The organism is Microbacterium kribbense, assembly GCF_039537285.1.
Taxonomy (GTDB): Bacteria; Actinomycetota; Actinomycetes; order Actinomycetales; family Microbacteriaceae; genus Microbacterium; species Microbacterium kribbense.
Window position 1 is genome coordinate 201,970 of the sequence record NZ_BAABAF010000007.1, and the last position, 26,189, is coordinate 228,158.

The 26,189-nt window shown below is 72.5% G+C and carries 22 protein-coding genes; 11 read left to right on the top strand and 11 right to left on the bottom strand.

All coding sequences use genetic code 11. The annotated features are described in order from the left end of the window. Positions 1 to 39: 39 nt before the first annotated feature. The 3 genes from ABD705_RS10405 to mtrA are packed head-to-tail and all read right to left on the bottom strand — an operon-like array spanning position 40 to position 4,149. Complete coding sequence (locus ABD705_RS10405; protein ID WP_344783256.1) at positions 40 to 1,752, bottom strand: LpqB family beta-propeller domain-containing protein; 1,713 nt, start codon at positions 1,750 to 1,752, stop codon at positions 40 to 42. Then, positions 1,749 to 3,461, bottom strand: coding sequence for an MtrAB system histidine kinase MtrB (mtrB, locus tag ABD705_RS10410; RefSeq protein ID WP_344783258.1), 1,713 nt, complete (start codon positions 3,459 to 3,461; stop codon positions 1,749 to 1,751). Before mtrB ends, ABD705_RS10405 begins: the two co-directional genes overlap by 4 nt. A gap of 7 nt (positions 3,462 to 3,468) precedes the next feature. After that, positions 3,469 to 4,149: an MtrAB system response regulator MtrA gene (gene mtrA / locus ABD705_RS10415; RefSeq protein WP_344783261.1), complete on the bottom strand. Its 681-nt coding sequence runs from the start codon at positions 4,147 to 4,149 to the stop codon at positions 3,469 to 3,471. A 165-nt stretch (positions 4,150 to 4,314) separates the two neighbouring features. Between mtrA and ABD705_RS10420 the strand changes: the two genes are divergently transcribed. From ABD705_RS10420 to aqpZ, 6 genes are read left to right on the top strand one after another with little or no spacing between them, the layout of a single operon-like run. Then, positions 4,315 to 5,604 carry a glycerophosphoryl diester phosphodiesterase membrane domain-containing protein gene (locus tag ABD705_RS10420; protein ID WP_344783263.1) on the top strand — a complete coding sequence of 430 codons (1,290 nt, stop codon included), beginning with the start codon at positions 4,315 to 4,317 and terminating at the stop codon, positions 5,602 to 5,604. Further along, positions 5,601 to 6,269, top strand: coding sequence for a DUF4129 domain-containing protein (locus ABD705_RS10425; RefSeq protein WP_344783265.1), 669 nt, complete (start codon positions 5,601 to 5,603; stop codon positions 6,267 to 6,269). Before ABD705_RS10420 ends, ABD705_RS10425 begins: the two co-directional genes overlap by 4 nt. Further along, complete coding sequence (locus tag ABD705_RS10430; RefSeq protein WP_344783267.1) at positions 6,266 to 7,480, top strand: DUF4350 domain-containing protein; 1,215 nt, start codon at positions 6,266 to 6,268, stop codon at positions 7,478 to 7,480. Before ABD705_RS10425 ends, ABD705_RS10430 begins: the two co-directional genes overlap by 4 nt. After that, complete coding sequence (locus tag ABD705_RS10435; protein WP_344783269.1) at positions 7,477 to 8,481, top strand: AAA family ATPase; 1,005 nt, start codon at positions 7,477 to 7,479, stop codon at positions 8,479 to 8,481. The genes ABD705_RS10430 and ABD705_RS10435 overlap by 4 nt, the downstream gene beginning before the upstream one ends. A 2-nt stretch (positions 8,482 to 8,483) precedes the next feature. Then, positions 8,484 to 9,785 (top strand): DUF58 domain-containing protein, encoded by a 1,302-nt coding sequence (locus ABD705_RS10440; RefSeq protein ID WP_344783271.1) that lies wholly within the window; start codon positions 8,484 to 8,486, stop codon positions 9,783 to 9,785. A gap of 60 nt (positions 9,786 to 9,845) precedes the next feature. Continuing rightward, positions 9,846 to 10,616, top strand: a complete 771-nt coding sequence (gene aqpZ / locus ABD705_RS10445; RefSeq protein WP_344783273.1) for an aquaporin Z — start codon at positions 9,846 to 9,848, stop codon at positions 10,614 to 10,616. A gap of 93 nt (positions 10,617 to 10,709) precedes the next feature. Here aqpZ and katG read toward each other — a convergent pair whose 3' ends face one another. The 3 genes from katG to ABD705_RS10460 all read right to left on the bottom strand — a co-directional run bounded on the left by katG (position 10,710) and on the right by ABD705_RS10460 (position 14,685). Then, positions 10,710 to 12,992, bottom strand: coding sequence for a catalase/peroxidase HPI (katG, locus tag ABD705_RS10450; protein WP_344783275.1), 2,283 nt, complete (start codon positions 12,990 to 12,992; stop codon positions 10,710 to 10,712). 14 nt (positions 12,993 to 13,006) lie between these two features. Then, complete coding sequence (locus tag ABD705_RS10455; protein WP_344783277.1) at positions 13,007 to 13,468, bottom strand: Fur family transcriptional regulator; 462 nt, start codon at positions 13,466 to 13,468, stop codon at positions 13,007 to 13,009. Between the two features lie 221 nt (positions 13,469 to 13,689). Further along, positions 13,690 to 14,685 (bottom strand): stage II sporulation protein M, encoded by a 996-nt coding sequence (locus ABD705_RS10460; protein ID WP_344783279.1) that lies wholly within the window; start codon positions 14,683 to 14,685, stop codon positions 13,690 to 13,692. 17 nt (positions 14,686 to 14,702) lie between these two features. Between ABD705_RS10460 and ABD705_RS10465 the strand changes: the two genes are divergently transcribed. After that, positions 14,703 to 15,506: an RDD family protein gene (locus tag ABD705_RS10465; RefSeq protein WP_344783281.1), complete on the top strand. Its 804-nt coding sequence runs from the start codon at positions 14,703 to 14,705 to the stop codon at positions 15,504 to 15,506. 9 nt (positions 15,507 to 15,515) lie between these two features. On the opposite strand, the gene ahcY is transcribed toward ABD705_RS10465, so the two are convergent. Beyond that, positions 15,516 to 16,985 (bottom strand): adenosylhomocysteinase, encoded by a 1,470-nt coding sequence (gene ahcY, locus ABD705_RS10470; protein ID WP_344783283.1) that lies wholly within the window; start codon positions 16,983 to 16,985, stop codon positions 15,516 to 15,518. Between the two features lie 214 nt (positions 16,986 to 17,199). Beyond that, complete coding sequence (locus ABD705_RS10475) at positions 17,200 to 17,406, bottom strand: DUF3499 family protein (RefSeq protein WP_344783285.1); 207 nt, start codon at positions 17,404 to 17,406, stop codon at positions 17,200 to 17,202. A 145-nt stretch (positions 17,407 to 17,551) separates the two neighbouring features. On the opposite strand from ABD705_RS10475, the gene ABD705_RS10480 reads away from it, so the two are divergent. Both ABD705_RS10480 and ABD705_RS10485 read left to right on the top strand, forming a co-directional pair. Then, positions 17,552 to 17,902 carry a metallopeptidase family protein gene (locus ABD705_RS10480; RefSeq protein WP_344783287.1) on the top strand — a complete coding sequence of 117 codons (351 nt, stop codon included), beginning with the start codon at positions 17,552 to 17,554 and terminating at the stop codon, positions 17,900 to 17,902. Positions 17,903 to 18,046: 144 nt separating this feature from the next. Beyond that, positions 18,047 to 18,364 carry a hypothetical protein gene (locus ABD705_RS10485; RefSeq protein ID WP_344783289.1) on the top strand — a complete coding sequence of 106 codons (318 nt, stop codon included), beginning with the start codon at positions 18,047 to 18,049 and terminating at the stop codon, positions 18,362 to 18,364. 17 nt (positions 18,365 to 18,381) lie between these two features. On the opposite strand, the gene ABD705_RS10490 is transcribed toward ABD705_RS10485, so the two are convergent. Genes ABD705_RS10490 through ABD705_RS10500 form a run of 3 tightly spaced genes read right to left on the bottom strand, consistent with a single transcriptional unit; the run spans position 18,382 to position 23,189 of the window. After that, the gene (locus tag ABD705_RS10490; protein ID WP_344783291.1) at positions 18,382 to 19,764 is read right to left on the bottom strand and encodes a DUF5719 family protein; all 1,383 of its coding nucleotides are present in this window, start codon (positions 19,762 to 19,764) and stop codon (positions 18,382 to 18,384) included. Further along, positions 19,761 to 22,811, bottom strand: a complete 3,051-nt coding sequence (locus tag ABD705_RS10495; RefSeq protein ID WP_344783293.1) for a glycosyltransferase — start codon at positions 22,809 to 22,811, stop codon at positions 19,761 to 19,763. Before ABD705_RS10495 ends, ABD705_RS10490 begins: the two co-directional genes overlap by 4 nt. A gap of 57 nt (positions 22,812 to 22,868) precedes the next feature. Then, positions 22,869 to 23,189 carry a WhiB family transcriptional regulator gene (locus ABD705_RS10500; protein WP_344783295.1) on the bottom strand — a complete coding sequence of 107 codons (321 nt, stop codon included), beginning with the start codon at positions 23,187 to 23,189 and terminating at the stop codon, positions 22,869 to 22,871. Between the two features lie 235 nt (positions 23,190 to 23,424). Here ABD705_RS10500 and ABD705_RS10505 point away from each other — a divergent pair, with 235 nt between their 5' ends. Further along, entirely contained in the window at positions 23,425 to 24,873 is a 1,449-nt protein-coding gene (locus tag ABD705_RS10505; protein ID WP_344783297.1) for an O-antigen ligase family protein, read from the top strand. Then, positions 24,870 to 26,186, top strand: coding sequence for an O-antigen ligase family protein (locus ABD705_RS10510; protein ID WP_344783299.1), 1,317 nt, complete (start codon positions 24,870 to 24,872; stop codon positions 26,184 to 26,186). Before ABD705_RS10505 ends, ABD705_RS10510 begins: the two co-directional genes overlap by 4 nt. The last annotated feature ends 3 nt before the right edge of the window (positions 26,187 to 26,189 follow it).

Sequence of the window (26,189 nt, forward strand, 5' to 3'; positions counted from 1 at the left end):
CGGCGACCGCATCCGCCCCCGCCTGGGGAGGAGCCGGTGCTACTGCGGCATCCCCTGCGCCTGACCCACGGTCAGGATGCCGGTCCCGGTCTGCTCCCAGTTCGAGCCGCGCTGCGAGTACAGCGTGCCGTCGGCCCCCCGCAGCCGCACCATGGCGGGGGTGCCGGCGATCGTGGTGACGCCGTCCGGCGCCACCGTGGTGGTGCCGGGGCCGCCGATGATCTGCTGGATCTCGACGGTGGTGTCGCCCGCGTGGGCGAGGATGCCCAGCGTGCTCTCGTCCAGCCACGTCAGGTCGATGCCCAGCCCGGGCAGCTTCGTCAGCAGCAGCCCGTCGCCCAGGCTCTGCGGCACGCCGTCGGCATCGCGCACGATGCCGAACACGGCCACGGTGGACTCGCCGCCGACCGTCAGGATCGCCGCGATCCGGGTGCCGTCCCGCGAGATCGAGATGGCCGAGACCTGCGACGCGTTCGACCAGGCGCCGCCGCTGATCTGCACCGCCTTGTCGTCGGGGCCGTACGCGAGAAGCGCGCCCGGCGTGCGTGCCGGCACGCTCCAGATGTAGCCCAGCGCATCGACGGCCGGATCGATCAGCCCGGCGCGCGCGTCCAGGGTGCGTACCTGCCCCTTCGCGGGCACCCGCAGCACGGCTCCCGTGGCGGTGCGCACGGCGGCTGACGTGTAGTCACGGGCCAGCGTGATCGCATCGGGATGCACCGTGGCCATCGCCTCGGTGATCCCCGGGATCGGTTCGACCTGTCCCGTGGCCGACAAGAAGCCGAAGCCCTTGTCGGTGCGTGCCAGCGGGCGGACGTCGATGCGGGTGGATGCCGTGGCCACCGGCTGCGCGCTCAGCGCGGTGCCCTGGTAGACCATCGAGACGTCGGTGACGCCGCCGACGCTGGACAGGCTCGGCAGCAGCTGCGTCTGCATGCGGTTGAGCGTCGCGCCCTCCAGCGAGAGCACCGGACCGGACAGCTCGACCTGCGCGACGCCGTCGGACAGCGGCACCGACGGCCGGGCCAGCGCGATGTTCTCCGGGAAGGCCGAGGCGACGCTGCCTGCCAGCCACGGACTCGGCTTGCCGTCGATCAGCTTGTCGGCGATGCGCGTGACGGCGTTGCTGGATGGGAACCACCGCACATCGGGGATCAGGTAGTGCCAGCCGGGGTCGAAGTACATCAGCGCGTACGGGTGGAACACGCCGGTGAACTGATCGGCGCCGAGCACGATGCCGTTGGGCGCATGCGTGATGCGCCATTGCCCCTTCACCTTGGCGAGGGTGAACGGCAGCGTGGACTGGCCGCCGTCGGACGGCTTGTACGCGCCGGTGGCGTCGACGGTGGCGCGCTGGGTGACCGTCAGCGACACCTTGTCGTCGCCATCGCTCACATACGCGCGGGCGGCACGATCGTCGATCGTGGCGTTGAGGTTCGGCTTCCATTGGTCCTTGAAGCTCGGCGCGAGATACAGCTGCGCGACCGCCCAGGTGCCTTCGGGGCCGATGCCGGCGTCGACGAAGCCCTGTACGATCTGCTCGGGCGATGCGCCGTCCTGCGGCTTCTGCGGCACGAACGAGAAGTCCGGCGGCGCGACCTCGCCCGGCGCGATCCCGGCGAAGACGGGGCCGGAGGTGGGCAGGCCGGTGCAGCCGGCCAGCACCACGGCGGCCGCGGCGAGGACGGCCGCCAGGATGCCGCGGCGCGCGCGCCGGGGCGCCGCGGGCCGGTGTCCGCCGGTGCCGATCATGATCCGCCTCCTCCGCGGTCGGGGCGCGGCAGATCGTGCAGCGGGATCGGCTGGGTCAGCCCCAGCGCATCCATCGACGCGCCCTCGTCGCCGCCGGGGTCCGCCGGCAGCGGCGAGACGCCCTCCACCGAGGCGGACCCGCGGGGCAGCGTCAGCACGAAGTTGGTGCCGCGCCCGAGCTGCGACCAGACCGTCAGCGTGCCGTGATGCAGCGTGGCATCGCCCAGCGCGATGGACAGGCCCAGCCCAGTGCCGCCGATCGTGCGCTTGCGGGAGGGGTCGGCGCGCCAGAACCGGTCGAACACCCGCTGCACATCCGCGCCTGCCATCCCCATCCCGTAGTCGCGCACACTCAGCGCGACCGCCTGCTGGTTGCTGTCGACGGTCATCACGATCGGCTGCCCCTCACCGTGCTCGATGGCGTTGCCCAGCAGGTTGCGCACGATGCGCCGGATGCGGCGCGGGTCCATCTCGACCGGCGAGTAGCCGCCCGGCGCCACCAGCCGCACATCCGTGCCGTGCTGCTCGGCCAGCTGCGCCATCGAGGCGACGACGTCCTCGGCCAGGTGCGCGAGGCTGGTCGGCTCCATCTCCAGCTGCACCGACCCGGCGTCGTACCGGCTGATCTCCAGCAGGTCGGTCAGCAGCACCTCGAACCGCTGCACCTGCGCGTGCAGCAGCTCGGCGGCCCGGGCGGTGGCCGGGTCGAACTCGTCGCGCCGGTCGTTGATCACATCGGCGGCCAGGCGGATCGTGGTCAGCGGCGTGCGCAGCTCGTGCGAGACATCCGAGACGAACCGCTGCTGCACGAGCGAGAGGTCGGCGAGCTGGTTGATCTGCGATTGGATGCTGTCGGCCATGGCGTTGAACGACCGGCCCAGGATCGCCAGCTCGTCTTCGCCGTGCACGGTCAGGCGCACCCCGAGGTCGCCCGCAGCCAGCTTCGCACTGGTCTCGGCGGCCTGCCGGATCGGGGTGGTCACCGCGCGCAGCGTGAACCAGGAGATGCCGCCGATGAGCACCACCAGGGCGATGCCGACGATCCACAGCGTCGCCTGCACGAAGCTGAGCGTCTTGGCCGCGTCATCCAGATCGTAGGCGAGGTACAGCTCGTACGGGCCGATGTCGGGCACGTCGATCTGCTGCCCGACCACGATCCCGGGCCGGGCCGCGCCGCCGGCGACCGGCAGCGCGATCGACTGCGCCCACTGCGTCTCGGTCTGGTTCTCGCCGCGCACGTGCCGGCGCAGCTCGGGCGAGATCATGTCCTCTTCGAGCCCGCCGGATTTGAATCCGGCCGGTGCCAGCGGCGAGAACGTGGTGTCGATGCGGACGGCGAGGGTCATGTCGGTGGCGGACTGCTGCGCGAGCGAGCTCTGCACGCTCTTGAGCAGGTTCTGCACCTGCACCGGGTCGTCTTGCACGACGGCGTCGTTCAGCGTGGTCTGTGCGGTGTCCACGGCCCGGCGCGCATCGGTGAGCGCCTGGTCCTTGCGCGACTCGAACAGGTCGTTCTGGATCGCCAGGGCCATCCACACGCACGCGACGATGATCGCCGTGGCCGTCAGCGCCAGCGTGATCGCGACGATGCGGAAGCGCAGTGAGCGCCGCCACAGCGTGCCGAGGTCCTCCAGCCAGGCGCGCCACGTCTCCCAGCGCCGCCACGAGTGCGCCCCGACGCGGGGGGTGGGCGCCGTCACGGCGGGCATGGCGTGCTCAGACGACCGCACCGGCGCGGTAGCCGACTCCGCGCACGGTGGTGACGATCTTGGGATTGTCGGGATCGAGCTCGACCTTGGCGCGCAGCCGCTGCACGTGCACGTTCACGAGTCGGGTGTCGGCCTTGTAGTGGTAGCCCCACACCTGCTCGAGCAGCATCTCGCGGGAGAACACCTGCGCGGGCTTGGCCGCCAGTGCCACCAGCAGCTCGAACTCGAGCGGGGTCAGCGCGATCGAGGTGCTGCCGCGGCGCACCTCGTGGGCGGCGACATCCACCTCCAGATCGCCGATGCGCATCTGCTCCGAGGTGCCCGCGCTGCCCGGCCGCAGCCGGGTGCGGATGCGGGCCACCAGCTCCTTCGGGTTGAACGGCTTGACGATGTAGTCGTCGGCGCCCGATTCCAGTCCCTTGACCACGTCGGCGGTGTCGGTGCGGGCGGTGAGCATGATGATGGGCACTCCGGATTCGCTGCGCACGCGCGTGCAGACCTCGATGCCATCCATGTTCGGCAGCATCAGGTCCAGCAGAATCAGGTCGGGCCGCTCGGCCCGCCACACGTCGACGGCTGCGGCACCGTCGGCGCAGAACACCGTGTCGAACCCCTCCGTGCGCAAGACGATGCCGATCATCTCGGCCAGAGCGGTGTCGTCGTCGACCACCAGGATCCGTGCAGTCATATAGAAAGTCTTGTCCTTCGTCCGGCGTGCACATCTCGCGGCACGCTCGCCAACGCATTCCCCGTGCGCTGTGGACAGCGTAGCCGAGCCACATGGATTCCGGTCCGTCGCCTCGCGGTCGTCTGTGACACGATAGGGGCGGAACCGTCGCATGAGGGAGGCTTCGTGACCGCGTACCCCACCTGGCGGCCCGCATCGCGGCCGGGGATCATCCCTCTGCACCCGCTCGGGTTCGGCACCGTGCTGGGCCGATCCTTCAGCGCGCTGCGCGCGAATCCGCGGGTGCTGCTGGGGTTCGCCCTGGTGGTGCAGGTGGTCGCGTTCCTGGTGCTGGTCGCGGCCATCGGGTCGGTGACGTTCTGGTCGATGTCCCGGCTGCAGAACGTGCCGGAATCCTCCCCCGACTACGCCACGATCCTGGCCGGGTCGGTGGCCACCACGATCATCGCGGCGTTCGTGCTGGGTCTTGCCGCCGCTGCGCTGAGCATCATCGTCACTGGCGTCGTCGTGGCCGACGTCGCCCGCGGCGCGGTCGCCGAGCGGCTGCGCCTGAAGGCGCTGTGGCAGCAGGTGCGGCCGGTGGCGGGGCGCCTGATCGGCTACGCGCTGCTGGTCACGCTGGCCTCGATCCTGGGCATCGGCAGCGTCGCCGGCATCATCGTCGCCGTCGGCACGCAGAGCCGGGCCACCGCGGTCGTGGTCACCATCCTCGCGCTGCTGGCGGCGATCCCGCTCTACCTGTGGCTGGCGACCAAGCTGCTGCTGGTGGCGCCGGTGATCGTGCTCGAGCACGAGGGCATCCGCGGTGCCGTGGTGCGCGCCTGGCGGCTGAGCCGCACCCGGTTCTGGCCGATCCTGGGCGTGATCGTGCTGATCCAGCTGATCTTCGGCACCGTCGCGCAGCTCGTGTCGATCCCGTTCGCGCTGCTGGGCACCATCATCGGCGCCGTGATCGCCCCGACCGGCAGCGCGCAGACCCAGAGTGTCATCACGCTCGTGGTGGCCCTGGCGATCCCCGAGATCATCGTGCTGCTCATCCAGTCGGTCGCCTCGGTCGTGCAGGCCACCGCCACCTCGCTGCTGTACATCGACAGCCGGATGCGGCACGAGGGCCTGGATCTGGACCTGCTCGCCTACGTGCAGATGCGGGATGCCGGCTCCGGCGACCTGCCCGATCCCTACACCGCGCACATCGGCCGGGTCATCGCCCGGCCGCCGATGACCGCCGGATATCCGCCCGCCGGGTACCCGCCTGCGGGTGTGCCCACGGGGTACCCGCCTGCGGGCTACCCGCCTGCCGGGCAGCCGGTGTACCCGCCCGCCGGGTCTGGGACTGCCTCTCCCACCGGTCCCCCGGCGGCGCCCACCGAGCCCACGCCCGCACCCGAGGGCGGGCAGCCGTCGTCCACGCAGTGGGCGGCGCCCGGGCAGGCGCCGGAACAGGACCGGCAGTGATCCGACTGCCGGCCGCCGATGTCCCGCCACTGACACCGGACGGCGACCAGGCGCGCAGCTGGGCCGAGCACGAGCTGAGCAACCCCGCCTACGCCGCCGCCGCGCCCACGCCGCTGGACCGCGTCGCGCGCGCCGTGCAGGAGTTCTTCGCGAGTCTGTTCAACGGCTCCCCCGGCGGCACGTGGGGCCTCTGGCTGGCACTGGCCGTCGCCGCAGTCCTGGTCGCGCTAATCGTGCTGGCGGTCTTCTTCGCCGGCCGCTCCCGTCTGTCCCGGCGCACCGCCGCGTCGCCGGTCGACCTGTTCGGCGACGCCGAGACCCGCAGCGCCGCGCAGCTGCGCCGGGCCGCGGCATCCGCCGCCGCCGGCGAGGACTGGGCCGAAGCGATCATCCTGCGCTTCCGCGCCCTGGCGCGCGGCCTCGTCGAGCGCGGCGCCGTCGACCTGTCGCCGGGGGCGACCGTGCACGCGTTCGCGCGCACCGCCGCGCGGGCCTTCCCGGCGCGCGCGGCGGAGCTGGATGCCGCCGCCGGCGCCTTCGACGACGTGCGCTACCTGCGCCGGACCGGCACCCCCGCGCTGCTGGCGGTCGTGGCCCGCGCCGATGAGCTCGTGCAGACCGACCAGCCCCTCCGCCGGGACGAGACCGCGGAGCCCGTCCGGTGACGGCGGTGCTGCCGCGCCCGGCGACGTCGGCACGCCGCCGGCACGCCGGCGTGTGGGCGGCGATCGCCGTCGTGCTGGTCGTGGCCGGCGTCGGCGGCGCGATCCTGTCCGGCATCGGGCAGTGGACCAGACGCGACCTGCTCGACCCTGCCTCGACCGGCGCCGACGGCGCGCAGGCCCTGGCGCACATCCTGTCCGATCACGGCGTCGACGTGCAGATCGTGCGCACGCGCAGCGCCGCCGACGACGCGCTGCGCGCGGCCGGGCGGGTCGGGGCCCGGCCCGCGCAGGCCACCCTCGTCCTGCCGGACAGCCCGTTGCTGAGCGCGAAGACGTTCCAGTCGCTGACCGGTGCGGCCGCCGACGTCGTGATCGCGCAGCCGCTGTCGCGATCGGTCCGCCTGCGCTTCGGCAGCAGCGTGACCGGCTACGGCGCGGATGCCCCGGTGCCGCCGGACTGTCCGCTGCCGGCTGCGCAGCGCGCGGGCGCGATCGTGCCCGGCACCCTGTTCACGGTGCCGCAGAGACCCGGCGTGACCGCCTGCTACCGGACGGGCCCGGACGCCGCGCTGCTGCAGCGGACGACCGCGGGCACGACGGTGACCGCCGTGGACGGGGCCGCGCTGCTGACGAATGCGGCTCTGGCCGAGCACGGCAACGCCGCGCTGGCGGTCAATCTGATGGGCGCTCACCGCACGCTGATCTGGTTCGTGCCGTCGGCCGACGACGCCGACGCCGGTGCCGCGGCGCCCACGCTCGGCTCGCTGACCCCGTCGTGGGTGTCGCCCGCGATCGTGCTGCTGCTGCTGGCCGGCATCGCCACCGCCGTGTGGCGGGGGCGCCGGTTCGGGCCGCTCGTGGCCGAGAACCTGCCGGTCACGGTGCGCACCGGCGAGACCACCGACGGCCGGGCGCGGCTGTATGCGCGCTCGGGTGATCGCGTCCACGTCGCGCGGCGCCTGCAGGCCGGCACGCGCGACCGGCTGGCGCGGCTGCTGGGCCTGGGCCCGGGCGCCGCACCCGCGACGGTCGCCGATGCCGCCGCGGACCGGCTCGCGGTGCCGCGCCGCGAGGTCCACGGCATCCTGCTCGATTCCGCGCCCCGCACCGACCGCGACCTGCTCGCCCTCAGCGATCGGCTGCAGGCGATCGAGACGGCCGTGCGCGCGGCCGTCTCGCCCACCGACCTACCCGGGAGGACCACCCCATGACCGAGACCGACCCGATCCCGCAGGACGAGCGACCGGGCGCCGGCCCGACGCCGGACGAAGCCGCCCTGCGCGAGCTGCTGCACCAGGTGCGCCGGCAGACCGGGCACGCGGTGGTCGGCCAGGACGGCGCGATCACCGGGCTGCTGGTGGCGCTGCTGGCCGGCGGCCACGTGCTGCTGGAGGGCGTGCCCGGCGTCGCCAAGACGCTGCTGGTGCGCGCGTTCAGCAAGGCGCTGGGGCTGTCGACCAAGCGGGTGCAGTTCACCCCCGACCTGATGCCCGGCGACGTGTCGGGCTCGCTGGTCTACGACGCCCGCAGTGCCGAGTTCGAGTTCCGCGAGGGTCCGATCTTCACCAACATCGTGCTGGCCGATGAGATCAACCGCACCCCGCCGAAGACTCAGGCGGCGCTGCTGGAGGCGATGGAGGAGCACCAGGTCACCGCCGACGGCGTGACCCGGGCGCTGCCGGATCCGTTCCTGGTCGCCGCCACGCAGAACCCGATCGAGCACGAGGGCACCTACCCGCTGCCGGAGGCGCAGCTGGACCGCTTCCTGCTGAAGCTGCTGATCACGGTGCCCGAGCGCGACGCCGAGCTGGAGGTGCTGCGCCGGCACGCGAACGGATTCGATCCGCGCGCCCTGGACGACGTGCACCCGGTGCTCGACGCCGAGCAGCTGCGGGCGGCGCGCCGGGCCGCGGCATCCGTCGCCGTCACCGACGCGGTGCTGGGCTACCTGGTCGACCTGGCCCGGGCGACCCGGCAGAGCCCGTCCGTGCAGCTGGGCGTCAGTCCGCGCGCCACGACCGCGCTGCTGGCGGCCGCGAAGGCGTGGGCATGGCTGGGCGGCTATCCGGCGATCACGCCGGACCACGTGCAGACGATGCTGGTGCCGACCTGGCGGCACCGCATCCGGCTGCGCCCCGACGCGATGCTCGAGGGCGTCTCGGTCGATGCCGTGCTCACCAGCGTGCTGGCGCAGACCCGAGTGCCGATCTGATCGTGTTCGTCACCGGTCGCCTGCCCGCTCTGATCGCCCTCGGGGTGATCCCGGTGATCGTGCTGTCCGGGCTGGACTCGTGGTGGGTCGCCGGAGGATGGCTGGTGCTGTGCCTGGTGACGGCGGGCGCGGATGCCGCGGCCGCGGCCGATCCGCGCCGGGTGCGGGTGCAGCGCGAGCTGCCGCGGCGGGCGCTGCTGCACAGCCGGGTGGAGCAGACCCTGCGGCTGCGCGCGGTCGGCGGCCGCCGCGTGCGCGGCCTGCTGCGGGATGCGTGGCAGCCCACCGCCGGGGCGCCGGCCCAGCGCATTCCGGTGCAGCTGGAGCCGGACGAGTCCATCAGCGTCGCGGTGCCGCTGCGGCCGCGGCGGCGCGGCGAACTGGTGTCGCAGTTCGTGGTGCTGCGCAGCAACGGCCCGCTGGGCCTCGCCGGCCGTCAGGCGCGCCTCCCCGCGCGCGGAGCGCTGCGGGTGCTGCCCCCGTTCACCGCCCGGCGGCATCTGCCGTCACGATTGGCGCGGCTGCGCGAGCTGGACGGCAGCACCAGCGTGCTGATCCGCGGGCCGGGCACCGAGTTCGACAGCCTGCGGCCGTACGTGCGCGGCGACGACGTGCGCTCGATCGACTGGCGGGCCACCGCGCGCGCCGGCACGACCATGCTGCGCACCTGGCGGCCCGAGCGCGACCGGCACGTCGTCGTCGTGATCGACACCGGCCGCACCTCGGCGGCACGGGTCGGCGACGGCGTGCGGCTGGATGCCGAGATCGAGGCGACGCTGCTGCTGGCGGCGCTGGCCGCGCAGGCCGGCGACCACGTGCACGTGATCATGTTCGACCGTCTGGTGCGGGCGCGCGTGTCGGGCGTGGACGGCGAGGCGCTGCTGCCGGCTCTGGTGGACGCGATGGCGCCGGTGGAGCCGAGCCTGATCGACACCGACTGGGACGGCGCATTCGCGCAGCTGCGCGCCCTGGCGGTGCGCCCGTCGCTGCTGGTGCTGCTGACGGCGCAGGACGAGCCCGACGCCGCGCGCGGGTTCCTCGGCTCGCTGCCGGGCGTGACCGCCGGCACACAGGTGCTGGTGGGCACCGTGACCGATACGGCCCTTGCCGAGCGCGCCCGGGCGCGCGGCACCGTCGGCGAGGTCTACCGGGCGGCGGCGGCCGAGCAGACCCTGGCCGACGCCGCGCGCGTGGCGGCGGCGGTGCGCCGGGCCGGCGCCGATGTCGTGGCCGACGCACCCGACGAACTGCCCCCGCGCATCGCCGACCGGTACCTGCAGCTGAAGGCCGCCGGGCGGCTGTAGCCGGCGCGGGCGCGGCAGGGGCCCGCTGATAACCTGACGAGAATGATGAAAGGTCGTTCGATGTCGGATTCCGCTCCCCTGGCAGCACCGCCCCTGGTCACCCGAATGATCGCGGAGGGGCTCGGGATGCTCGTCCTCGTGTTCGGCGGTGTCGGCACGGCGCTGTACGCATCCGACTTCGCCGTCGGCGGCCTCGGCACGCCGCAGGGCGTCGGGCACCTCGGCATAGCCCTCGCGTTCGGTCTGACCGTCGTGGTCGGCATGTACGCGTGGGGCCCGATCTCAGGCGGGCACTTCAATCCGGCGATCACACTCGGCATGGCCATCGCCGGCAGATTCGCCTGGAAGGACGTGATCGGCTACATCGTCGCCCAGATCGTCGGCGGCCTGGTCGGCTCGACCCTGCTGGTGCTGGTGGGCCTGTTCGGCCCCGAGGGCTGGCTCAGCAAGGCGCAGTCGGCGGGATTCGCCAGCAACGGCTTCGGCGATCACTCGCCGGGCGGCTGGGGCATCGGCGCCGCGATCTGCATCGAGATCATCCTGACCGCGGTGTTCGTGCTCGTGGTGACCGGGTCGACGAGCCGGCGGGCGCCGATGGGCTTCGCCCCGCTGGCGGTCGGCCTGACGCTGACGCTCATCCACCTGATCTCGATCCCGATCGACAACACCTCGGTCAACCCGGCACGCTCGATCGCGGCGGCGATCTACGGCGGGCTCGGTCCGCTGTCGCAGCTGTGGGTGTTCATCGTGTTCCCGCTGGTCGGCGGCGCGATCGCCGGCATCCTGCACCGCGCCCTGCTGGCGCCGACGATGGACCGGCTGCCGGCATAGCCAGAACGGCACAGCGGCCCGCTCCCCGAAGGGGGCGGGCCGCTGTCGCAAGGCACGGCCACGGCGTCCGCACACCGGCCGTGGCGCGCCGGTTCACTCCAGGTCGAAGCGGTCCAGCTCCATCACCTTGGTCCAGGCCGCGACGAAGTCGGCGACGAACTTGTCGCCCGCGTCATCGGCGCCGTAGACCTCGGCGACGGCGCGCAGCTCGGAGTTCGAGCCGAACACCAGGTCGACGCGGGTGCCGATCCACTTCTTCGCCCCGGTGGCCACGTCCGTGGCCGCGAACGCGTGCGAGCCCGGGTCCAGCGGCTCCCACTGCGTCCCCATGTCGAGCACGTTGACGAAGAAGTCGTTCGTGAGCACGCCGGGACGCTCGGTGAACACGCCGTACGACGAGCCGTCCCAGTTCGCCGCCAGTGCGCGCATCCCGCCCACCAGCACCGTCATCTCGGGCGCGGTCAGGTTCAGCAGGTTCGCCCGATCGACCAGCAGGTGCTCGGCCGGCAGTCCGGACGCGGATGCCAGCGGGCCGACGTAGTTGCGGAACCCGTCGGCGACCGGCTCGAGGTAGGCGAACGACTCGACGTCGGTCTTCTCCTGCACCGCGTCGGTGCGACCGGGCCGGAACGGCACGGACACCGGGTGACCGGCGTCCGCGGCCGCCTTCTCTACGCCCGCGTTGCCGGCCAGCACGATCAGATCGGCCAGCGAGACCCGCGCCCCGGTGGCGTCGAACTGCGCCTTGATGCCGCGCAGCACGTCGAGCACCTTGGCCGAGCGCTCGGGGTTGTTCACCGCCCAATCCTTCTGCGGGGCCAGTGCCAGACGCGCGCCGTTGGCGCCGCCGCGCTTGTCACTGTTGCGGAAGGATGCCGCCGACGCCCACGCCGTGGCCACGAGTTCGGAGACCGTCAGGCCGGAGTCCAGGATCTGCACCTTCAGGGTCGCCGCGTCGGCGGCGCCGATCAGCTCGCCGTCGACCGCGGGCACCGGGTCCTGCCAGATCAGCTCCTCGGTCGGGGCGAGCTCGCCGAGGTACCGGCTGGCCGGGCCCATGTCCCGGTGGGTCAGCTTGAACCAGGCCCGCGCGAACGCGTCGGCGAAGGCATCCGGATCGTCCTTGAACCGCTGCGAGATCGGTCCGTAGATCGGGTCGAAGCGCAGCGACAGGTCGCTGGTGAGCATGCGCGGCTCGCGGCGCTTCGTGGCGTCGTGGGCCATCGGCACCATGTCGGCGCCGCCGCCGTCCTTCGGCCGCCACTGCTTGGCGCCGGCCGGGCTGTCCATCAGCTCCCACTCGTAGGCGTACAGGATGTGGAAGAACTCGTTGTCCCAGCGCGTCGGGTGGTAGGTCCAGGTGACCTCCAGGCCGCTGGCGATCTGATCGTCGCCCTTGCCGGTGCCGAACGTGCTGTGCCAGCCCAGGCCCTGGCGCTCCAGGCCCGCCTCTTCGGGCGTGGCGCCGACGTGATCGGCCGATCCCGCGCCGTGCGTCTTGCCGAAGGTGTGCCCGCCGGCGATCAGGGCGACGGTCTCCTCGTCGTTCATCGCCATCCGCTTGAACGTCTCGCGGATGTCGCCGGCCAGCTCGATCGGGTCGGGGTTGCCGCCCACCCCTTCGGGGTTGACGTAGATCAGGCCCATCTGGGTCGCGGCCAGCGGGTTCTCGAGGTCGCGCTCCTTGCCGGACTCGTAGCGCTTGCCGTCACCGAGCCAGGTGGTCTCGGCGCCCCAGTACACGTCGTCGTCGGGCTCCCAGGCATCCACCCGGCCGCCGGCGAAGCCGAACGAGGTGAACCCCATCTGCTCCATCGCCACGGTGCCGGCGAAGATCATCAGGTCGGCCCACGAGACCTGCTTGCCCCACTTCTTCTTGACCGGCCAGAGGATGCGGCGCGGCTTGTCGAGGCCGACGTTGTCGGGCCAGCTGTTCAGCGGGGCGAACCGCTGCTGGCCGGAGTTGCCGCCGCCACGGCCGTCGGTCACGCGGTAGGTGCCCGCGCTGTGCCAGGCCATCCGCACCATCGCGGGGCCGTAGTTGCCGAAGTCGGCCGGCCACCAGTCCTGGGGCGTGGTCAGCACCTCTTCGATGTCGCGGCGCAGCTCGGCGAGGTCGACGTTCTCGAAGTTCTTGCGGTAGTCGAAGTCGGGGCCCAGCGGGTTGGTCGCGGGCGGGTTCTTCGCCAGCACCCGCAGGTTCAGCCGCCCCGGCCACCAGGCGCTGTTCGGCGTCGCGACCGGCTGGGACTCGCCGTGGAAGACCGGGCAGGCGCCGGCCTGCGTCTCGGTCTGCTGTTCGGCTTCGGCCTGCTCGCGGTCGGTGGGCGTGGGGATGACGCCCTCGTCCGGCTGGTCGATCAGGTTGTCGGTCATGGTGTTCCCTTCGTTCAGTGTTCTCTGGCGTTGCCGGGCGCGGCCGGCAGGGCTGCACACGCGGCGCATGATCCCCAGAAGGTGACCTCGGCCTCGCGCACGATGAACCCGTGATCGTCGCCCGGCGCCAGGCACGGCGCCTCGCCGACGACGCAGTTCACGTCGGCGACGGCACCGCAGTCGGTGCACACGAGGTGGTGGTGGTTGTCGCCCACCCGCAGCTCGAACAGCTGCGGGTGCCCGGCCGGTTCGATGCGGCGCACGAGACCCGCGCCGGCGAAGTCGCCGAGCGCGTTGTACACCGATTGCAGGCTGGGATGCGCCAGCTGCGGCGCCACGGCGCCATAGACGTCTTCGGCGCTGGCGTGCGGGTGCTCGCGCAGCGCGTCGAAGACCGCCGTGCGGGATCCGGTCACGCGCAACCCCGCGCCGCGGATCGCCATCGCGGCATCCATGTCGTAGATCGGTGCGCGCATGCCCCCAGTCTAGCTTTCATTTGATCAAAACAAAATAATGGTGGACGCAGCGTGTGCTCGGGCCGGCGCGGCCAGAACTCCTTCGAAATCGACGCCCGCGCGCGGAAAAGCCCCGAATTCGACGGTCCGCGCCCGAATCGGAGGAGTTCTGCCCGCGGGCGGGGCCCAGCCCGGGCCGGCCCAGACCCTCTGGGTCGAGCCGCTCCCCCGGGCCGCCGGCCTCAGCCGGCGACGAGGGTGGGGGTGCCGGCTTCGCTCTCGGCGAGGTCGCCGGTCTCGCCCGCGCGATACGCGCGGCGCCCGACGACGAGCATGTAGGTCAGGAAGACCGCGAGCGCCAGCGCGCCCAGGGCCACCTTGACGGGCCACGGCCAGTGCTGCGGCGTGACGAACCCCTCGACCAGGCCCGAGAGGGCGAGGCTGAACACGAGCCCGATCGCGACGGTCACCAGGGCTCTGCCGGCGGCCGCGAGCGAGGCGGCCCGCGATCGGCGCCCCGGCGCCACCCATGCCCAGAACACGTGCAGGCCCGCGGCTGCGGCGACGAACACACTCGTCAGCTCCAGCATTCCGTGCGGGGCGATGAACTGCCAGAACACGTCGCCGTGCCCGAGCGAGATCATCACCGCGCCGGCGGTGCCGACGCCGACGGCGTTCTGCATCACGACATACAGCGGCCAGAATCCGCTGATCCCGAACAGCACGCACTGCACGGCGATCCACGCGTTGTTGCTCCAGACGGTACCGGCGAACACGGCGGCGGGGTTCTCGCGGTAGTAGTCGGTGAACGAGTGCTCCGCGTAGTACTGCAGGTCGGCCTTGCTGCCGAGGGCCGCCAGCACCTGCGCATCGGTGGAGATCCAGATCGCCACCAGGGTGCCGATCACGAAGAAGCCGAGCGCGACGGCCAGCGTCGTCCATCGCAGCCGGTACAGCGCCGCGGGCAGCTGGCGCAGGAAGAACCGCGGCAGCGCCGAGCGCGTGTCGGTGCCGCTGCCGGTCAGCCGCAGCCGGGCCCGGGCCAGGATCGTCGACACGTAGTCGCCGGTGGTGGTGCGTCCCGCGCTGGTCTTGATGTCGGCCAGGTCGGCCGAGGCCGCACGGTAGCGGGTGACCAGCTCGTCGACCTCGGCGCCGGTCAGGCGGCGGGCGCGGGCCAGCCGGTCCAGCCGCTGCCACTCCGCCGCACGCGCGGCCGTGAGGGCGTCGAGGTCCATGTGGTTCACTGTAGGTCATGGCCGATCCGATCACGATCGTGCCGGATGAGGTCCTCACCGGCGAGGCGGTCGCGCTGGACGTGCAGCCGCTGGGCTTCTTCCTGCGCGCCGTGGGCACCCTGATCGACCTGCTGGTCGGCGTGGCGGTGCTGCTGCTTCTGGCATGGGCCTCGAGCTGGATGCTGGGGCAGAGCGTTGTGGATGCGAGTGCCTCGGGCATCCTGGGCATCGTCGTCATCGTGCTGGTCACGGTCGTACTGCCGACCGCGGTGGAAACACTCAGCGGCGGCCGGAGCCTGGGCCGGCTGGCCGTCGGCGGCCGGATCGTGCGCGCCGACGGCGGCGCCGCCGGGTTCCGGCACGCGCTGATCCGCGCCCTGGTCGGGGTGCTCGAGATCTGGATGAGCGTCGGCGCGATCGCGGCATTGGTCGGCGCGTTCACGCCCCGCTCGCAGCGCCTGGGCGATCTGATGGCGGGCACCTACTGCCAGCGCACCCGCACCCCGGTGCTGCCGCCGGCGGCCCCCGGCCAGCCGCCGATCCTGGCCGGCTGGGCGCAGATCGCGGACGTGTCGCGCCTGCCCGACCCGCTGGCCCGCCGCTGCGCGCAGTTCGTCGCGCAGGCCGCGCAGATGCAGGCCGTGCCCCGCGCCCGCCTGGCGGCATCCCTCGCCGCCGAGGTCACGCCGTTCGTCGCCCCGGTTCCGACCGCCGATGCCGAGGCCTTCGTGCGAGGCGTCGTGGCGCTGCGCCGCGACCGGGAGTACGCGGCGCTGATGCTGGAGAACGAGCGCGTCGCGCGGCTGGTCCCGCCGCGCTGACGCGCCGGGTCAGTACCGGTAGATGTCCAGCTTGTAGGGGCCGTCCACCGGCACCCCCAGGTATGCCGACTGCTCATCGGTCAGCGTCGTCAGGCGCACCCCGAGCGCGTCCAGGTGCAGGCGGGCGACCTTCTCGTCGAGCACCTTCGGCAGCGTGTGCACCGCGGTCGGGTAGGCATCGGTTCGGGTGAACAGCTCGATCTGTGCGAGCACCTGGTTGGTGAACGAGGCGCTCATCACGAACGACGGGTGCCCGGTCGCGTTGCCCAGATTCAGCAGCCGGCCTTCGGACAGCACCAGGATGCTGCGGCCCGACGGCATCTTCCACTCGTGCACCTGCGGCTTGATCTCGACCTTGACGGCGCCCGGCAGCGCCTCGAGCCCGGCCATGTCGATCTCGTCGTCGAAGTGGCCGACGTTGCCCACGATGGCCAGGTGCTTCAGGCCCTGCAGGTGCTCGAGCCGCACGACGTGGGTGTTGCCGGTGCACGTGATCAGGATGTCGATCTTCTCGAGCACGTCCTCCAGCCGCGCCACCTGGAAACCGTCCATCGCCGCCTGCAGCGCGCAGATCGGGTCGATCTCGCTGACGATCACGCGGGCGCCCTGGCCGCGCAGCGCCTCGGCGGCGCCCTTGCCGACGTCGCCGTAGCCGACCACGAAGGCGACCTTGCCGCCGATCAGCACGTCGGTGGCGCGGTTGATGCCGTCGGGCAGCGAGTGGCGGATGCCGTAGATGTTGTCGAACTTCGACTTGGTCACCGAGTCGTTCACGTTGATCGCCGGGAACAGCAGCCGGCCGGTGGCGGCCAGGTCGTAGAGCCGGTGCACGCCGGTCGTGGTCTCCTCGGTCACGCCCAGCAGGCCGTCGGCGATGCGCGTGAACCGGTGCGGGTCGGCGGCGAGGCTGCGACGCAGCAGGTCGAGGATGACGCCGTACTCGGCGGAGTCGCCGGCCGCGGCATCCGGCACCCGCCCGGCCTTCTCGAACTCGGCGCCCTTGTGCACGAGCAGGGTGGCGTCTCCCCCGTCGTCGAGGATCAGGTTCGGGCCGTCGAAGCCTTCGGCCGACCAGTCGAAGATGCGCTCGGCGAAGTCCCAGTACTCGGCGAGGGTCTCGCCCTTGAACGCGAACACCGGCACTCCGGCCGGCTGCGCGACGGTGCCGGGGCCCACCACGACCGCGGCGGCGGCCTCGTCCTGGGTGGAGAAGATGTTGCAGCTGGCCCAGCGCACCTGCGCGCCCAGAGCCACCAGAGTCTCGATGAGCACGGCGGTCTGCACGGTCATGTGCAGCGAGCCGGCGATGCGCGCGCCGGCCAGCGGCTGCGATGAGGCGAACTCGGCGCGCAACGCCATCAGCCCCGGCATCTCGTTCTCGGCCAGGCGCAACTGGTGGCGCCCGGCGCCGGCCAGCGCCAGGTCGGCGACCCGGTAGTCGAGCGGACGTGCGGGGGCTTGCGGGAGGGATGTCGGCATCCGGCAATTCTCCCACGGCCGCCCGGGAGCCCGTGCCCTGGCGCCGTGCGCTCCCATACTTCGGACAATCGCACGAACCTCGGACGGATCCGGCGAAACCCCTCCGAACTTCGGACGATCCTCCGAACCCTGTGCGGGCGGCGGAGGGCGGACGGGGACCGCGACGGCGGGCGGCCGACGGCGGCCGGCACGATCACGCGCCGGCTGCCACGCCTTACAGCTGCAGCGTCTCGTGCCGCACGATCATCCAGCCGCGCGGCATGGAGAGCCGCTCGGTGTGCAGGGCGCACAGGTCGTGGGCGTGGGGGTCGCCCTCGCGGCCGAGCGGGCCGATCGCCGCCATCTGGTCGGAATAGTCATAGGTCAGGGTCGACACCGCTTCGCGGGCACACCCCACCTTGGAGCACAGTCTCTGGCGCATTTGCTCTCCACGGTAGTGCCGCAGGTGCCGCCGACCGCCCCGGCGCGCCGCCTAGGATGGACGCATGATGCGGCGCAAGTCCCCGGCTGCGGCACGGCCCCGGCCCGCTCGCCACGGGCGGCATGGGCGCCAGGGCCGGAGCCCCGTGGTCCGTCCCCCGCTGCCGCCGCTGGAGACCCGCTTCGACCGGTTCGATCTGACCGTCGGCACGGCCGCCGAGTTCCTGCGCTCCGCGTGGGAAGAGCTGCGCGATGTCGGTTTCGAGGTCGCCGACATGCCGGCCGAATCCGACACCGAGGGCATCCCGCGCTGGCTGATCGACCGCAAGGGCCACCGGGTCGTCCTCTACCGCATCCCGATCGAGCGGCTGAGCCGGCTGCACCGGGTGGATGATCTGCACCGCCGCGTCGAGATCGAGAGCTGCGTGTTCCGCGCGGCCGCCGAATACCTCGGCCGCGATCCGTGGGACCTCGGGCCCGAGCGCTTCCGATTCTGAGTTTTGATCTACTGGCCTGCGGCTGGTATCGCGCCTCCTCCCCAGCATCCCGGTCCGTGTCGGCTCTCCACAGTTGGCGCGATAGCACGGGTGGTGCGGCCTGCCACCGTGGCATTATCGGCAGGAGTCGGCGACAATGAAGGGGTGAACATCGTGACCGAGCCTCAGACCTGGGTGCTGTTGGGCGTCTTCACGACGATCATGATCGGCGGGATGACGCTGATGACAACGCTCCTCTCACGAACGATGGCAGGCAATACCGTTGCGCTTCGCGCCGAGATCGGCAAGACCGGGATCGAGCTCAGTGGTCTGCGTCGCGAGATGAACGTGAGATTCGAGGCCGTCGACACCAAGTTCGACGCCATGAACGCCCGCATCGACCACCTGCACCACGAAATGGATTCGCGCTTCGAAGTGCTCGACCGCGATATCGCGGCCCTGACCAAGCGGGTCATGGGCTGACCAGCAGCTCAATGCACCTACGGGTAGACGACCACGGGTGCGGATGCCACGTCCTGCGCGCCGACCGGGAACGATGCCAACGCATCCGGCCCGGCGAAGGTGACCGCGGCCTGCACCGGGCCGGTCGCGATCAGCCGGTAGGCGGTGCCTGCGTTGACGGCCAGGGATGCCGTCTGGCCGGCCGCGACGTTCACCTTCTGCGCGGTGCCGCCGGCGGCCGGTGTGAGAGTGAGGGTGGCCGGCTGCGTGCCGGTCACCGCGACGGCCAGGGCGGGAGCCGGGCCGGCCGGCACCATGAACAGGGTGCCGTCGGCGGCCGTCAGGGTCGGCGCGGAATTGACCCAGGCGAAGTCCGAGCCGCCGCCAGTGCCGGTGGCCTGCCAGACCGCGGCGACGACGGGATGGGCGGCGCCGACGACGACGGTGTAGGTGCCGGGCATCAGGTCGTCGAGCTTCAGCTCGATCGGCCCGCCGTCTTCCAGCGGGACCTGCTGCGCCGGCCCCATCGGGCCATGCGGTCCGAGCACCGTGACGGATGCCGTCGTGGCGGCGCCCGGCGACACGATCCGCACGATCGTGGTGGGTTGGTCCTGCGGCGCCGAGGTGACCCGCACGCCGGGGATCACCTGCATGGTCGATCCGGCGGCGATCGCACCCGACTGGTCGACGCCGCCGGGCGCGAGCCCCCGCGTGATGCTGGACTGCAGCGATGCGCGCACCGGCGCACCGGTGGCGGTGACGCGCACGATCGGGGCGGATTGATCCAGGCCGAGCCCCGCCAGCGGGATCACGCGCTGGGTGCCGGGCGCGATGATGATGTTCGACCCGGCGCCGCCGGGGCGCGGGCCGTCCGGGCCGTACAGCACGAGATCGACCGTGGCGGCGACGGTGCCGGGGTTGGCCAGGAGGATCATGTCGGCGGCGCCGGTGGCCGACGACCCGCCGACCAGCCAGGACTGCATCAGCGCCGGCGTGCACGCCGATGCCGCGAATCCGCTCAGATCCGGTGAGGTGACGGATGCGGAGGCCGCTCCCGCGGCGTGCGGGACCGTCCGGCCGGCGGCGGCGGCGACCAGCCGGGTGGGGCCGGCCTGGGCCGGCATCCCCGTGGTGGCCAGCCGATCCGTGCGCAGCTCGTCGCCGGCCGAGGTCACCCGCGCGCTGCCGGCGACGGCGATCTCGGCGGCCGCGGTGGCATCGCGGCCGATGGCCAGCAGCGGGCCGGCGCAGGTGAGCACGGCGTCGGCGGCGGTCGGTGCGACCTGCTGCGAGAGGGGGGTCGCCGTGTGCGGCATCCAGCCGAACGCGACGCCCCCGGCGATGGCGACCGAGGCGGCGACGGCGATCACACCGCCGGCGGTGAAGCGCGCGGCGACGCCGATGCGGGATGCACGGGTCATGATCCCTCCTCATCGGCTGCCGCCGGAGTGGTGACGGGCCGGCGCGCCGCGTCGGCGAGTTCGGACTCGGGCCGGCCGACGGGCGAGACCGGTCCGGCGGCGACCGCCGGCATGAGTGTCGCGTCGGGCGCGACCTGCAACGCCGGCGGCGCCGCCGCCGGGACCGTGCCGCGTCGGCCCACGACGCGAGGGCGATGCCGGGCGCGGCGACGCGAGGCGGTGGTGGGCACGGCCAGCAGCAGTGCGGCCGCGATCGCGATCAGCTGAGCCGCGGCGATGCCCTGCGCCGTGGCGCTCACACCGCCGGGCGCCGGCGCACGCGGGGTGACGGCATCCGTCACTCGCCACAGGTCGCCCTTGGTGGTGCTGCCGACGGCGTCGAGCCCGTCGCGCTGGTTCAGTGCCGTGGCTGCCGTCAGCCGGCGCGCCCGAGACAGATCGGCGCCCGGCTCGGCCGGCGCCAGCAGCACGAACCCGATGCCGTCCGCACGCAAGCGGCTGACGACATCCGAGGACGTCGGCGTGACCAGGTCGGCGGCGAGCGCGGCCACTGACTTGTCGGATGCCGAGATCCGCGTGCTCGTGGCGAGCAGGGTGGATTGACCGCCCAGGGTCGCGCTCTCGCCCCACACCACCTGCGCGCCGACGGCGCCGGCGGGCAGCGGGTGCAGCACGACCGTGCCGATGTCGGGGTTGCTGCGGCCCTCGGCCGTCACGAACGCGGGCAGCGTCGAGGCGGGGCCATCGGCCAGGTCGGACTGGCCGCGCAGGTGCGCGGTCAGCATCGGCAGCGCGAACACGGCCAGCGTCAGCATCACGACGGCGGCGCCCAGGGCGCGGGTGCGCCCCGCCGGCAGCGCCCGGTCGGCGTCGGGAGACACTCGCAGCGCGAAGCCGGTGTCGAGGGCGAGCACGGCGGCACCGAGCACCCCGGCCCAGGCCAGGCTCAGTGCGGCGCCGGGCCACAGCGGCACGGCCGCCCCGTCGACGACCGAGACGGCGATGCCGACCGCCGCCAGCGCGGTGCCCGTTCCGGCCAGCGCGACCAGCAGCATCGCGGCGCCCGCCAGCCAGCGCCGGGTGAACACCGACAGCAGCGCCAGAACGCCCAGCGGCGCGAGCAGCACCAGCAGCCATGCCGCCGGAACGCCGGCGGGCCACGAGCCGCCCGAGCCGAGCAGCCGCGCCCACCCGCCGGGGTCGGCGGTCGGCGAGCCGGCGGCAAGCAGCAGCCGGCCGCCGGTGTCGGAGCTGACCTGCGGGCCCGCCCAGACGAGACCCGGGTCGGCCAGCAGGCCCCATGCGTTGCCGGCGCGCAGCTGGGCCAGCACGAGGGGGGCACTCAGTACGATCGCCGGCACGATGAGCCAGATCACCCGCACGAGGCCGACGCCGCGGCGGGCGATGCCGATCGCGATCAGCAGCACGGCCCACAGGGCGACCAGCGCCGGCGCCAGCGACGGCGCGCTGGCGACGACCGCCGCGAAGACGAGGGATGCCGCACCCGCCGCACCCCATGACCGGTGCGCGACGGTACCGGCGTAGAAGAGCCAGGGCAGCAGCAGGTGCACCAGGACGGCGGCCGGACGCCCCTGGGTCAGCGCGGTCAGAAACGTCGGTGCCAGCGCCCATCCGACCGCGGCGGTGATGCGCAGCGCCGAGCGGTCGGTCAGCCGGGTTGCGGCGAACCAGGCGCCGAGCACGGCCAGCGGCAGCGCGAGGATCCACAGCAGGACCAGGATGCGCGACGGGTCACCCGGCCACAGCGTGCCGAGCACCGCGACCACCGACGAGAACGGATCGGCCGGCCCGACGGCATCCAGCCCCAGCGGGCGCAGTCCGAACCCGGCATCGGCCCACAGCCGTGCCACCGTCGAGCGCAGCGGCGCGAGCGCGCCGCCGCCCAGAGCCGGCCAGACCAGCAGCGAGGGGAACACCGCCACCGACACCACGCCTGCCGCCAGCACCGCCCAGGCGCCGCCGCCGGAGAAGAACCGCAGGTCGCCGCGCGGGGCACCGGTCTCGCTGGAATCGAGGTCGGGGTGCAGGCCGGTGCGCAGCTGGCTGCGTGTCACGCGCAGCGGCGCCAGCTGACTCCAGGAGACTCGGCGCGCGCGCCGGATCCGCGCACGGGCGCGGGCGACGGCGCCCAGCCGCACGACGCTGACCAGCGCGGCCCCCCATTCGGGCACGATGCGCCCGGGCGTCTTCGCGATCAGCTGCACGACCGTGCGCCATAGCGCTGTCGGCAGGGTCGACAGCCACAGCAGCGGCAGCCAGGCCACGTGCGCATATGCGAGCCGCCGATGCAGCTGCGCCCGACGACGTGCATAGGTGTTGTGCGCGCTGCGCGTGGCGGGCACGCCGCGCAGGCCGGCGACCCCGTCGCCGTGCACGGCCATGCGGGCGGCCGAGACCACGCAGACCCGGCCGCCGGCCAGGCGGGCGCGCACACCCAGGTCGAGGCCCTCGTCGGCGCCGCCCAGCGCCGGATCCAGGCCCTGCAGCTGCGCCAGCGCCGCCGCGCGCACCAGGATGCCGCGCACGTCGGTGCCGAGCACGTCCTCGGTGCCGTCGTGCTGCCCCTGGTCGTACTCTCCGTCGGCGAGCCCGACCGTGCGCCCCACGCGGGTCGTGCTGACGCCGAGTGAGACGATGCGGGCAGTGTCGCCCGCCTGCACCAGCTTGGGCGCGACCACCGCCACCGACGGGGCCAGTTCGAGCGCGTCGGCGAGGTGGCCGAGGGTGCCCGGTTCCGGCACGGTGTCCTGCGCGAGCAGCCATACCGCGTCGCCGTCGAGGCTGCGCGATGCCAGGTGCACCGCCGCGGCGAAGCCGGTCGTACGCGACGCGGTCAGCACGAGCTGCGCCCCCGAGCCGGCGGCGAACGCCGCGGCATCCGCGTCTTCACCGCACAGCACGATCGTCAGCGCCGAGACCGGACGGGTCTGCGCGCGAAGCGCCGCAAGCATCCGCTCGAGGCGGTGCGCGGCGGGTGCGCGCGCGTCCGGGCGCACGACGAGGATGGCGTGGACTCTGGCGGGCATGACCTGGACAGCATAGGCGGCGCAGTCGAGCTTGATCGCCCGACGCGCCGCCGCCCGTCAGCTGGCCATGCGCTTCAGCCTGCGGCGCTCTCGTTCACTGAGACCGCCCCAGATGCCGAATCGCTCGTCGTTCTGCAGTGCGTACTCCAGGCACTGGGCCCGAACCTCGCACGACATGCAGACGCGTTTCGCATCGCGAGTCGAGCCGCCCTTCTCCGGAAAGAACGCTTCCGGATCGGTCTGCGCACACAGCGCATCGGCTTGCCAAGCGAGCGGATTGTCCTCTTCCACGGGGTGCCGGACTCCCGGCACCCCGAGGCTCACCGGATCGACGAACCAATCCTCGGGAACGCCTGAGCGGTACTGTGCGCCCGTCATCTCGTTCTCCAAACTACTTTCCCCCCACGCGATCAGCGCTTGCACATAATTACACCGGTGTCATTCCGAGAGGTCAAGTCGCAAAGCGTAAAGCCTCACCCCGGTGTTGAACCTTTGCGACGCGCCGACGGCGTGTCGCCTTCCGATAACGAAGCGCGCCGGCGGCTGCGCCGGACCGTCTGCGACGGGTGGGCGATGGGAACGGCCAGGTGCGCACGGTACCCTGAGACCCACGATGGCAGCCCTCTCCTCGCACCCCACCGCCGCGGCCCCGGCACCGCCCCCGCGCGAGCGGACCCGGCATCTGCTGGTGCGCGCGTGGTGCGTGTTCGTGCTCCTGGTCGCGCTGATCGCCAGCGGCTGGAACAACCTGCTCGGACCGGCCCTGCTCGGAGCCCTGATCGGCCTGTGCAGCGCTGTCACCATCGTCGTGTGGACGCTCGTGCAGCGCGCGCGCGCGGCCGAGGGTGCGGGACGCGACCCGAGCTGGCGCCGGCTGCCCTGGCTGGTGCTGGCCTATGTGCTCTGGGCGGCGCTGTCGGTGATCTGGACGGCGTGGCCGAGCACCACCCTGATCACCTGGAGCGTGCTGGCGGCCACGACCCTGCACGGTCTGTTCGTGGCCGACGTGCTGACCTGGCGCGAACTGATCCGCGCGCTGGTGACCGCGATGAAGTGGGTCATCGGCTTGTCACTGCTGATCGAACTGTGGGTCGCGGTCGTGCTCCGGCATCCGATCCTCCCCGATTTCATCACCGCGCCCAGTGGCAAGGTGCCTGCCGAGCTGTACTGGGTGCGTGGCAATCTGTTCGACGGCGGCCGCATCCAGGGCATCATGGGCAACGCCAATCTGCTCGGCGCCGCCGCGCTGCTGGCGATCAGCGTCTTCGCCGTCCAGTTCGCCGCCTCGGGGCGGGGGCGCCGCATCGAGCTGGGCGTCTGGACCGCGGTGTCGGCGCTGCTGCTGGTGCGGGCGGGCTCGGCCGGCATCTACCTCGCGACCGTGGCCACGGCCGTCGTTCTCGCGATGGTCCTGATCATGCGCACGGCGCGGACCGCGCGCGGCCGCAGCCTGCGCTGCCTGGTGTTCCTCCTGATCGGCGCCGCGGGGCTGGTCACCGCGTGGCTGCTGCGCGACCGCCTGTTCGGCCTGCTCGGGCGCTCGGACGACTTGACCGGTCGGGGCCGGATCTGGACGGCGGTGCTGGCGAAGGCGCACGAGCGGCCGGTGACCGGGTGGGGCTTCGCCACGCCGTGGCTGCCCTGGGACCCGCACTTCCAGGGTTGGATCATGGACCATGATCTGACCGTGTTCGTGGCGCACAGCATGTGGGTGGACTCGCTGTTCCAGCTGGGTGCGATCGGCGTGGCGCTGCTGGCTCTGACCTACTTCGCCTTCCTCTGCCGCTCCTGGTTCTTCGCCGTCGATCGGCCGCGGTGGGATCTGCACCGCGACCGGCCCTACTCGGTGCTGAGCCTGCTTCCGGTGCTCGTGGCCACGGTGCTGCTGATGCAGGGTCTGGTCGAGTCGCGTCCGCTGATGGAGTGGGGCTGGCTGTTCATGGTCATGTTCTGCTTCCGCATGAAGCAGGCGCCGTACGTCGGCGGCGGCCTGATCGAGCAGTCGCCACCCGTCGCCGAGCGAGGACAGCGGGCGCCCGCACAGCAGAGACGCGCGCGGTGAGCAGCACGGCAGCCGGTGGCGGCGGGGCACGGCGTGACCTGGTCGAACTGCTGGGCTCCGCCGCCCTGGCCCGCGCGTTCACGCTCACCGCGATGGGCGCCGTGCTCTGCTCGCACGCGATCGGCTGGCTGGCGGGCCAGGTCACGTTCCTGACCATCATCACCGGACTGTGTCTGCTCGGCGGCGGCATCCTCGTGGCACGGCACCGCGAGCTCTCGCTGTGGCGGCTGCTGCCGGTGTCGCTGAGCGTGTTCCTCGCCTGGACGCTGATCAGCGTCTTCTGGAGCACCTCGGCGTCCGACACCGTCACCGGCTGGGTCGCGCTGCTGGGCATCGCGTTCCTGGCGATCGTGATCGGGCATGTGCGCGACACGCTGCAGACGGCACGGGCGCTGGGTGACGTGATGCGCTGGCTGCTGTCGATCTCGCTGGGGCTGGAGATCGTCATCGGCATCCTGATGCGCACGCCCGTGCATCTGTTCGGGATCCCCGGCAACATCACCCGGTTCGGGCCCGCCGAGGGCATTTTCGGCACCCGCAACATGCTGGGTTTCGTGGCGGTGCTGGCGCTGATCACGTTCGTGGTGGAGTGGCGCACCTCGTCGGTCACGCCCGCGCGCGCGGTCTATTCGGTGGTCGTGGCGGGTGTGCTCGCGGTGCTGTCGGGCTCCCCCACGGTGCTGGTGGTGGCGGTGGGCGTGGGGCTTGCCACCGCCGTGCTGGCGGCGGTGCGCCACGTGCGCCCGCACAACCGTATGACGCTGCAGTGGACGGTGGCCGGCGTCGCCGTGGTGGGGCTTGCCACCGCGTACATCGCCCGGCATCAGCTGATCGCCGCGGCCGGGCCGGAGTTCTCGATCCGTGCGAATCTGTGGCGCGTGCTGTCGTTCTACGTGCGGTTCTATCCGGTGCAGGGGTTCGGCTGGTTCGGTCCCTGGCCGCAGGACCAGTACCCGTTCGTGCTGGTGAACATCTCGCTCGGCAAGCACTACACGACGGCCCTGAACTCCTATGCCGACCTGGTGCTGCAGGTGGGCTGGGTGGGCTTCTTCCTGTTCCTGGCGATGACCGGCATCGCCGTGATCCGCTCGTGGCTGGTCGCCGGCGAGCGGCGCTCGGTGATCTATGCGTGGACACCGCTGATGCTGGTCGCCCTGCTGGCGAACTCGCTGTTCGAGAGTTTCACGCTGTTCGGGGCGGGATGGCTGCTGCTGGTGGTGTGTCTGGTGCGCGCCGGCCAATCGCGCTCGTGGCGGGAGAGATGGGATGCCGCCGGGGCGTCCCCGGCACTGCCGGCGTCACCGGGGACGTGATCC

Coding starts and splice junctions, on each gene's coding strand:
- ahcY (WP_344783283.1), bottom strand. CDS start 16,985: ATGCCGACATCCCTCCCGCAAGCCCCCGCACGTCCGCTCGACTACCGG.
- ABD705_RS10460 (WP_344783279.1), bottom strand. CDS start 14,685: ATGGACCTCGACGCCCTCACGGCCGCGCGTGCGGCGGAGTGGCAGCGG.
- ABD705_RS10455 (WP_344783277.1), bottom strand. CDS start 13,468: ATGCGCGCACCGATCTACGACATGGATGCCGCGATGGCGATCCGCGGC.
- ABD705_RS10490 (WP_344783291.1), bottom strand. CDS start 19,764: ATGACCCGTGCATCCCGCATCGGCGTCGCCGCGCGCTTCACCGCCGGC.
- ABD705_RS10500 (WP_344783295.1), bottom strand. CDS start 23,189: ATGACGGGCGCACAGTACCGCTCAGGCGTTCCCGAGGATTGGTTCGTC.
- ABD705_RS10505 (WP_344783297.1), top strand. CDS start 23,425: ATGGCAGCCCTCTCCTCGCACCCCACCGCCGCGGCCCCGGCACCGCCC.
- ABD705_RS10495 (WP_344783293.1), bottom strand. CDS start 22,811: ATGCCCGCCAGAGTCCACGCCATCCTCGTCGTGCGCCCGGACGCGCGC.
- aqpZ (WP_344783273.1), top strand. CDS start 9,846: ATGTCGGATTCCGCTCCCCTGGCAGCACCGCCCCTGGTCACCCGAATG.
- ABD705_RS10465 (WP_344783281.1), top strand. CDS start 14,703: ATGGCCGATCCGATCACGATCGTGCCGGATGAGGTCCTCACCGGCGAG.
- ABD705_RS10405 (WP_344783256.1), bottom strand. CDS start 1,752: ATGATCGGCACCGGCGGACACCGGCCCGCGGCGCCCCGGCGCGCGCGC.
- ABD705_RS10475 (WP_344783285.1), bottom strand. CDS start 17,406: ATGCGCCAGAGACTGTGCTCCAAGGTGGGGTGTGCCCGCGAAGCGGTG.
- katG (WP_344783275.1), bottom strand. CDS start 12,992: ATGACCGACAACCTGATCGACCAGCCGGACGAGGGCGTCATCCCCACG.
- mtrB (WP_344783258.1), bottom strand. CDS start 3,461: ATGCCCGCCGTGACGGCGCCCACCCCCCGCGTCGGGGCGCACTCGTGG.
- ABD705_RS10435 (WP_344783269.1), top strand. CDS start 7,477: ATGACCGAGACCGACCCGATCCCGCAGGACGAGCGACCGGGCGCCGGC.
- mtrA (WP_344783261.1), bottom strand. CDS start 4,149: ATGACTGCACGGATCCTGGTGGTCGACGACGACACCGCTCTGGCCGAG.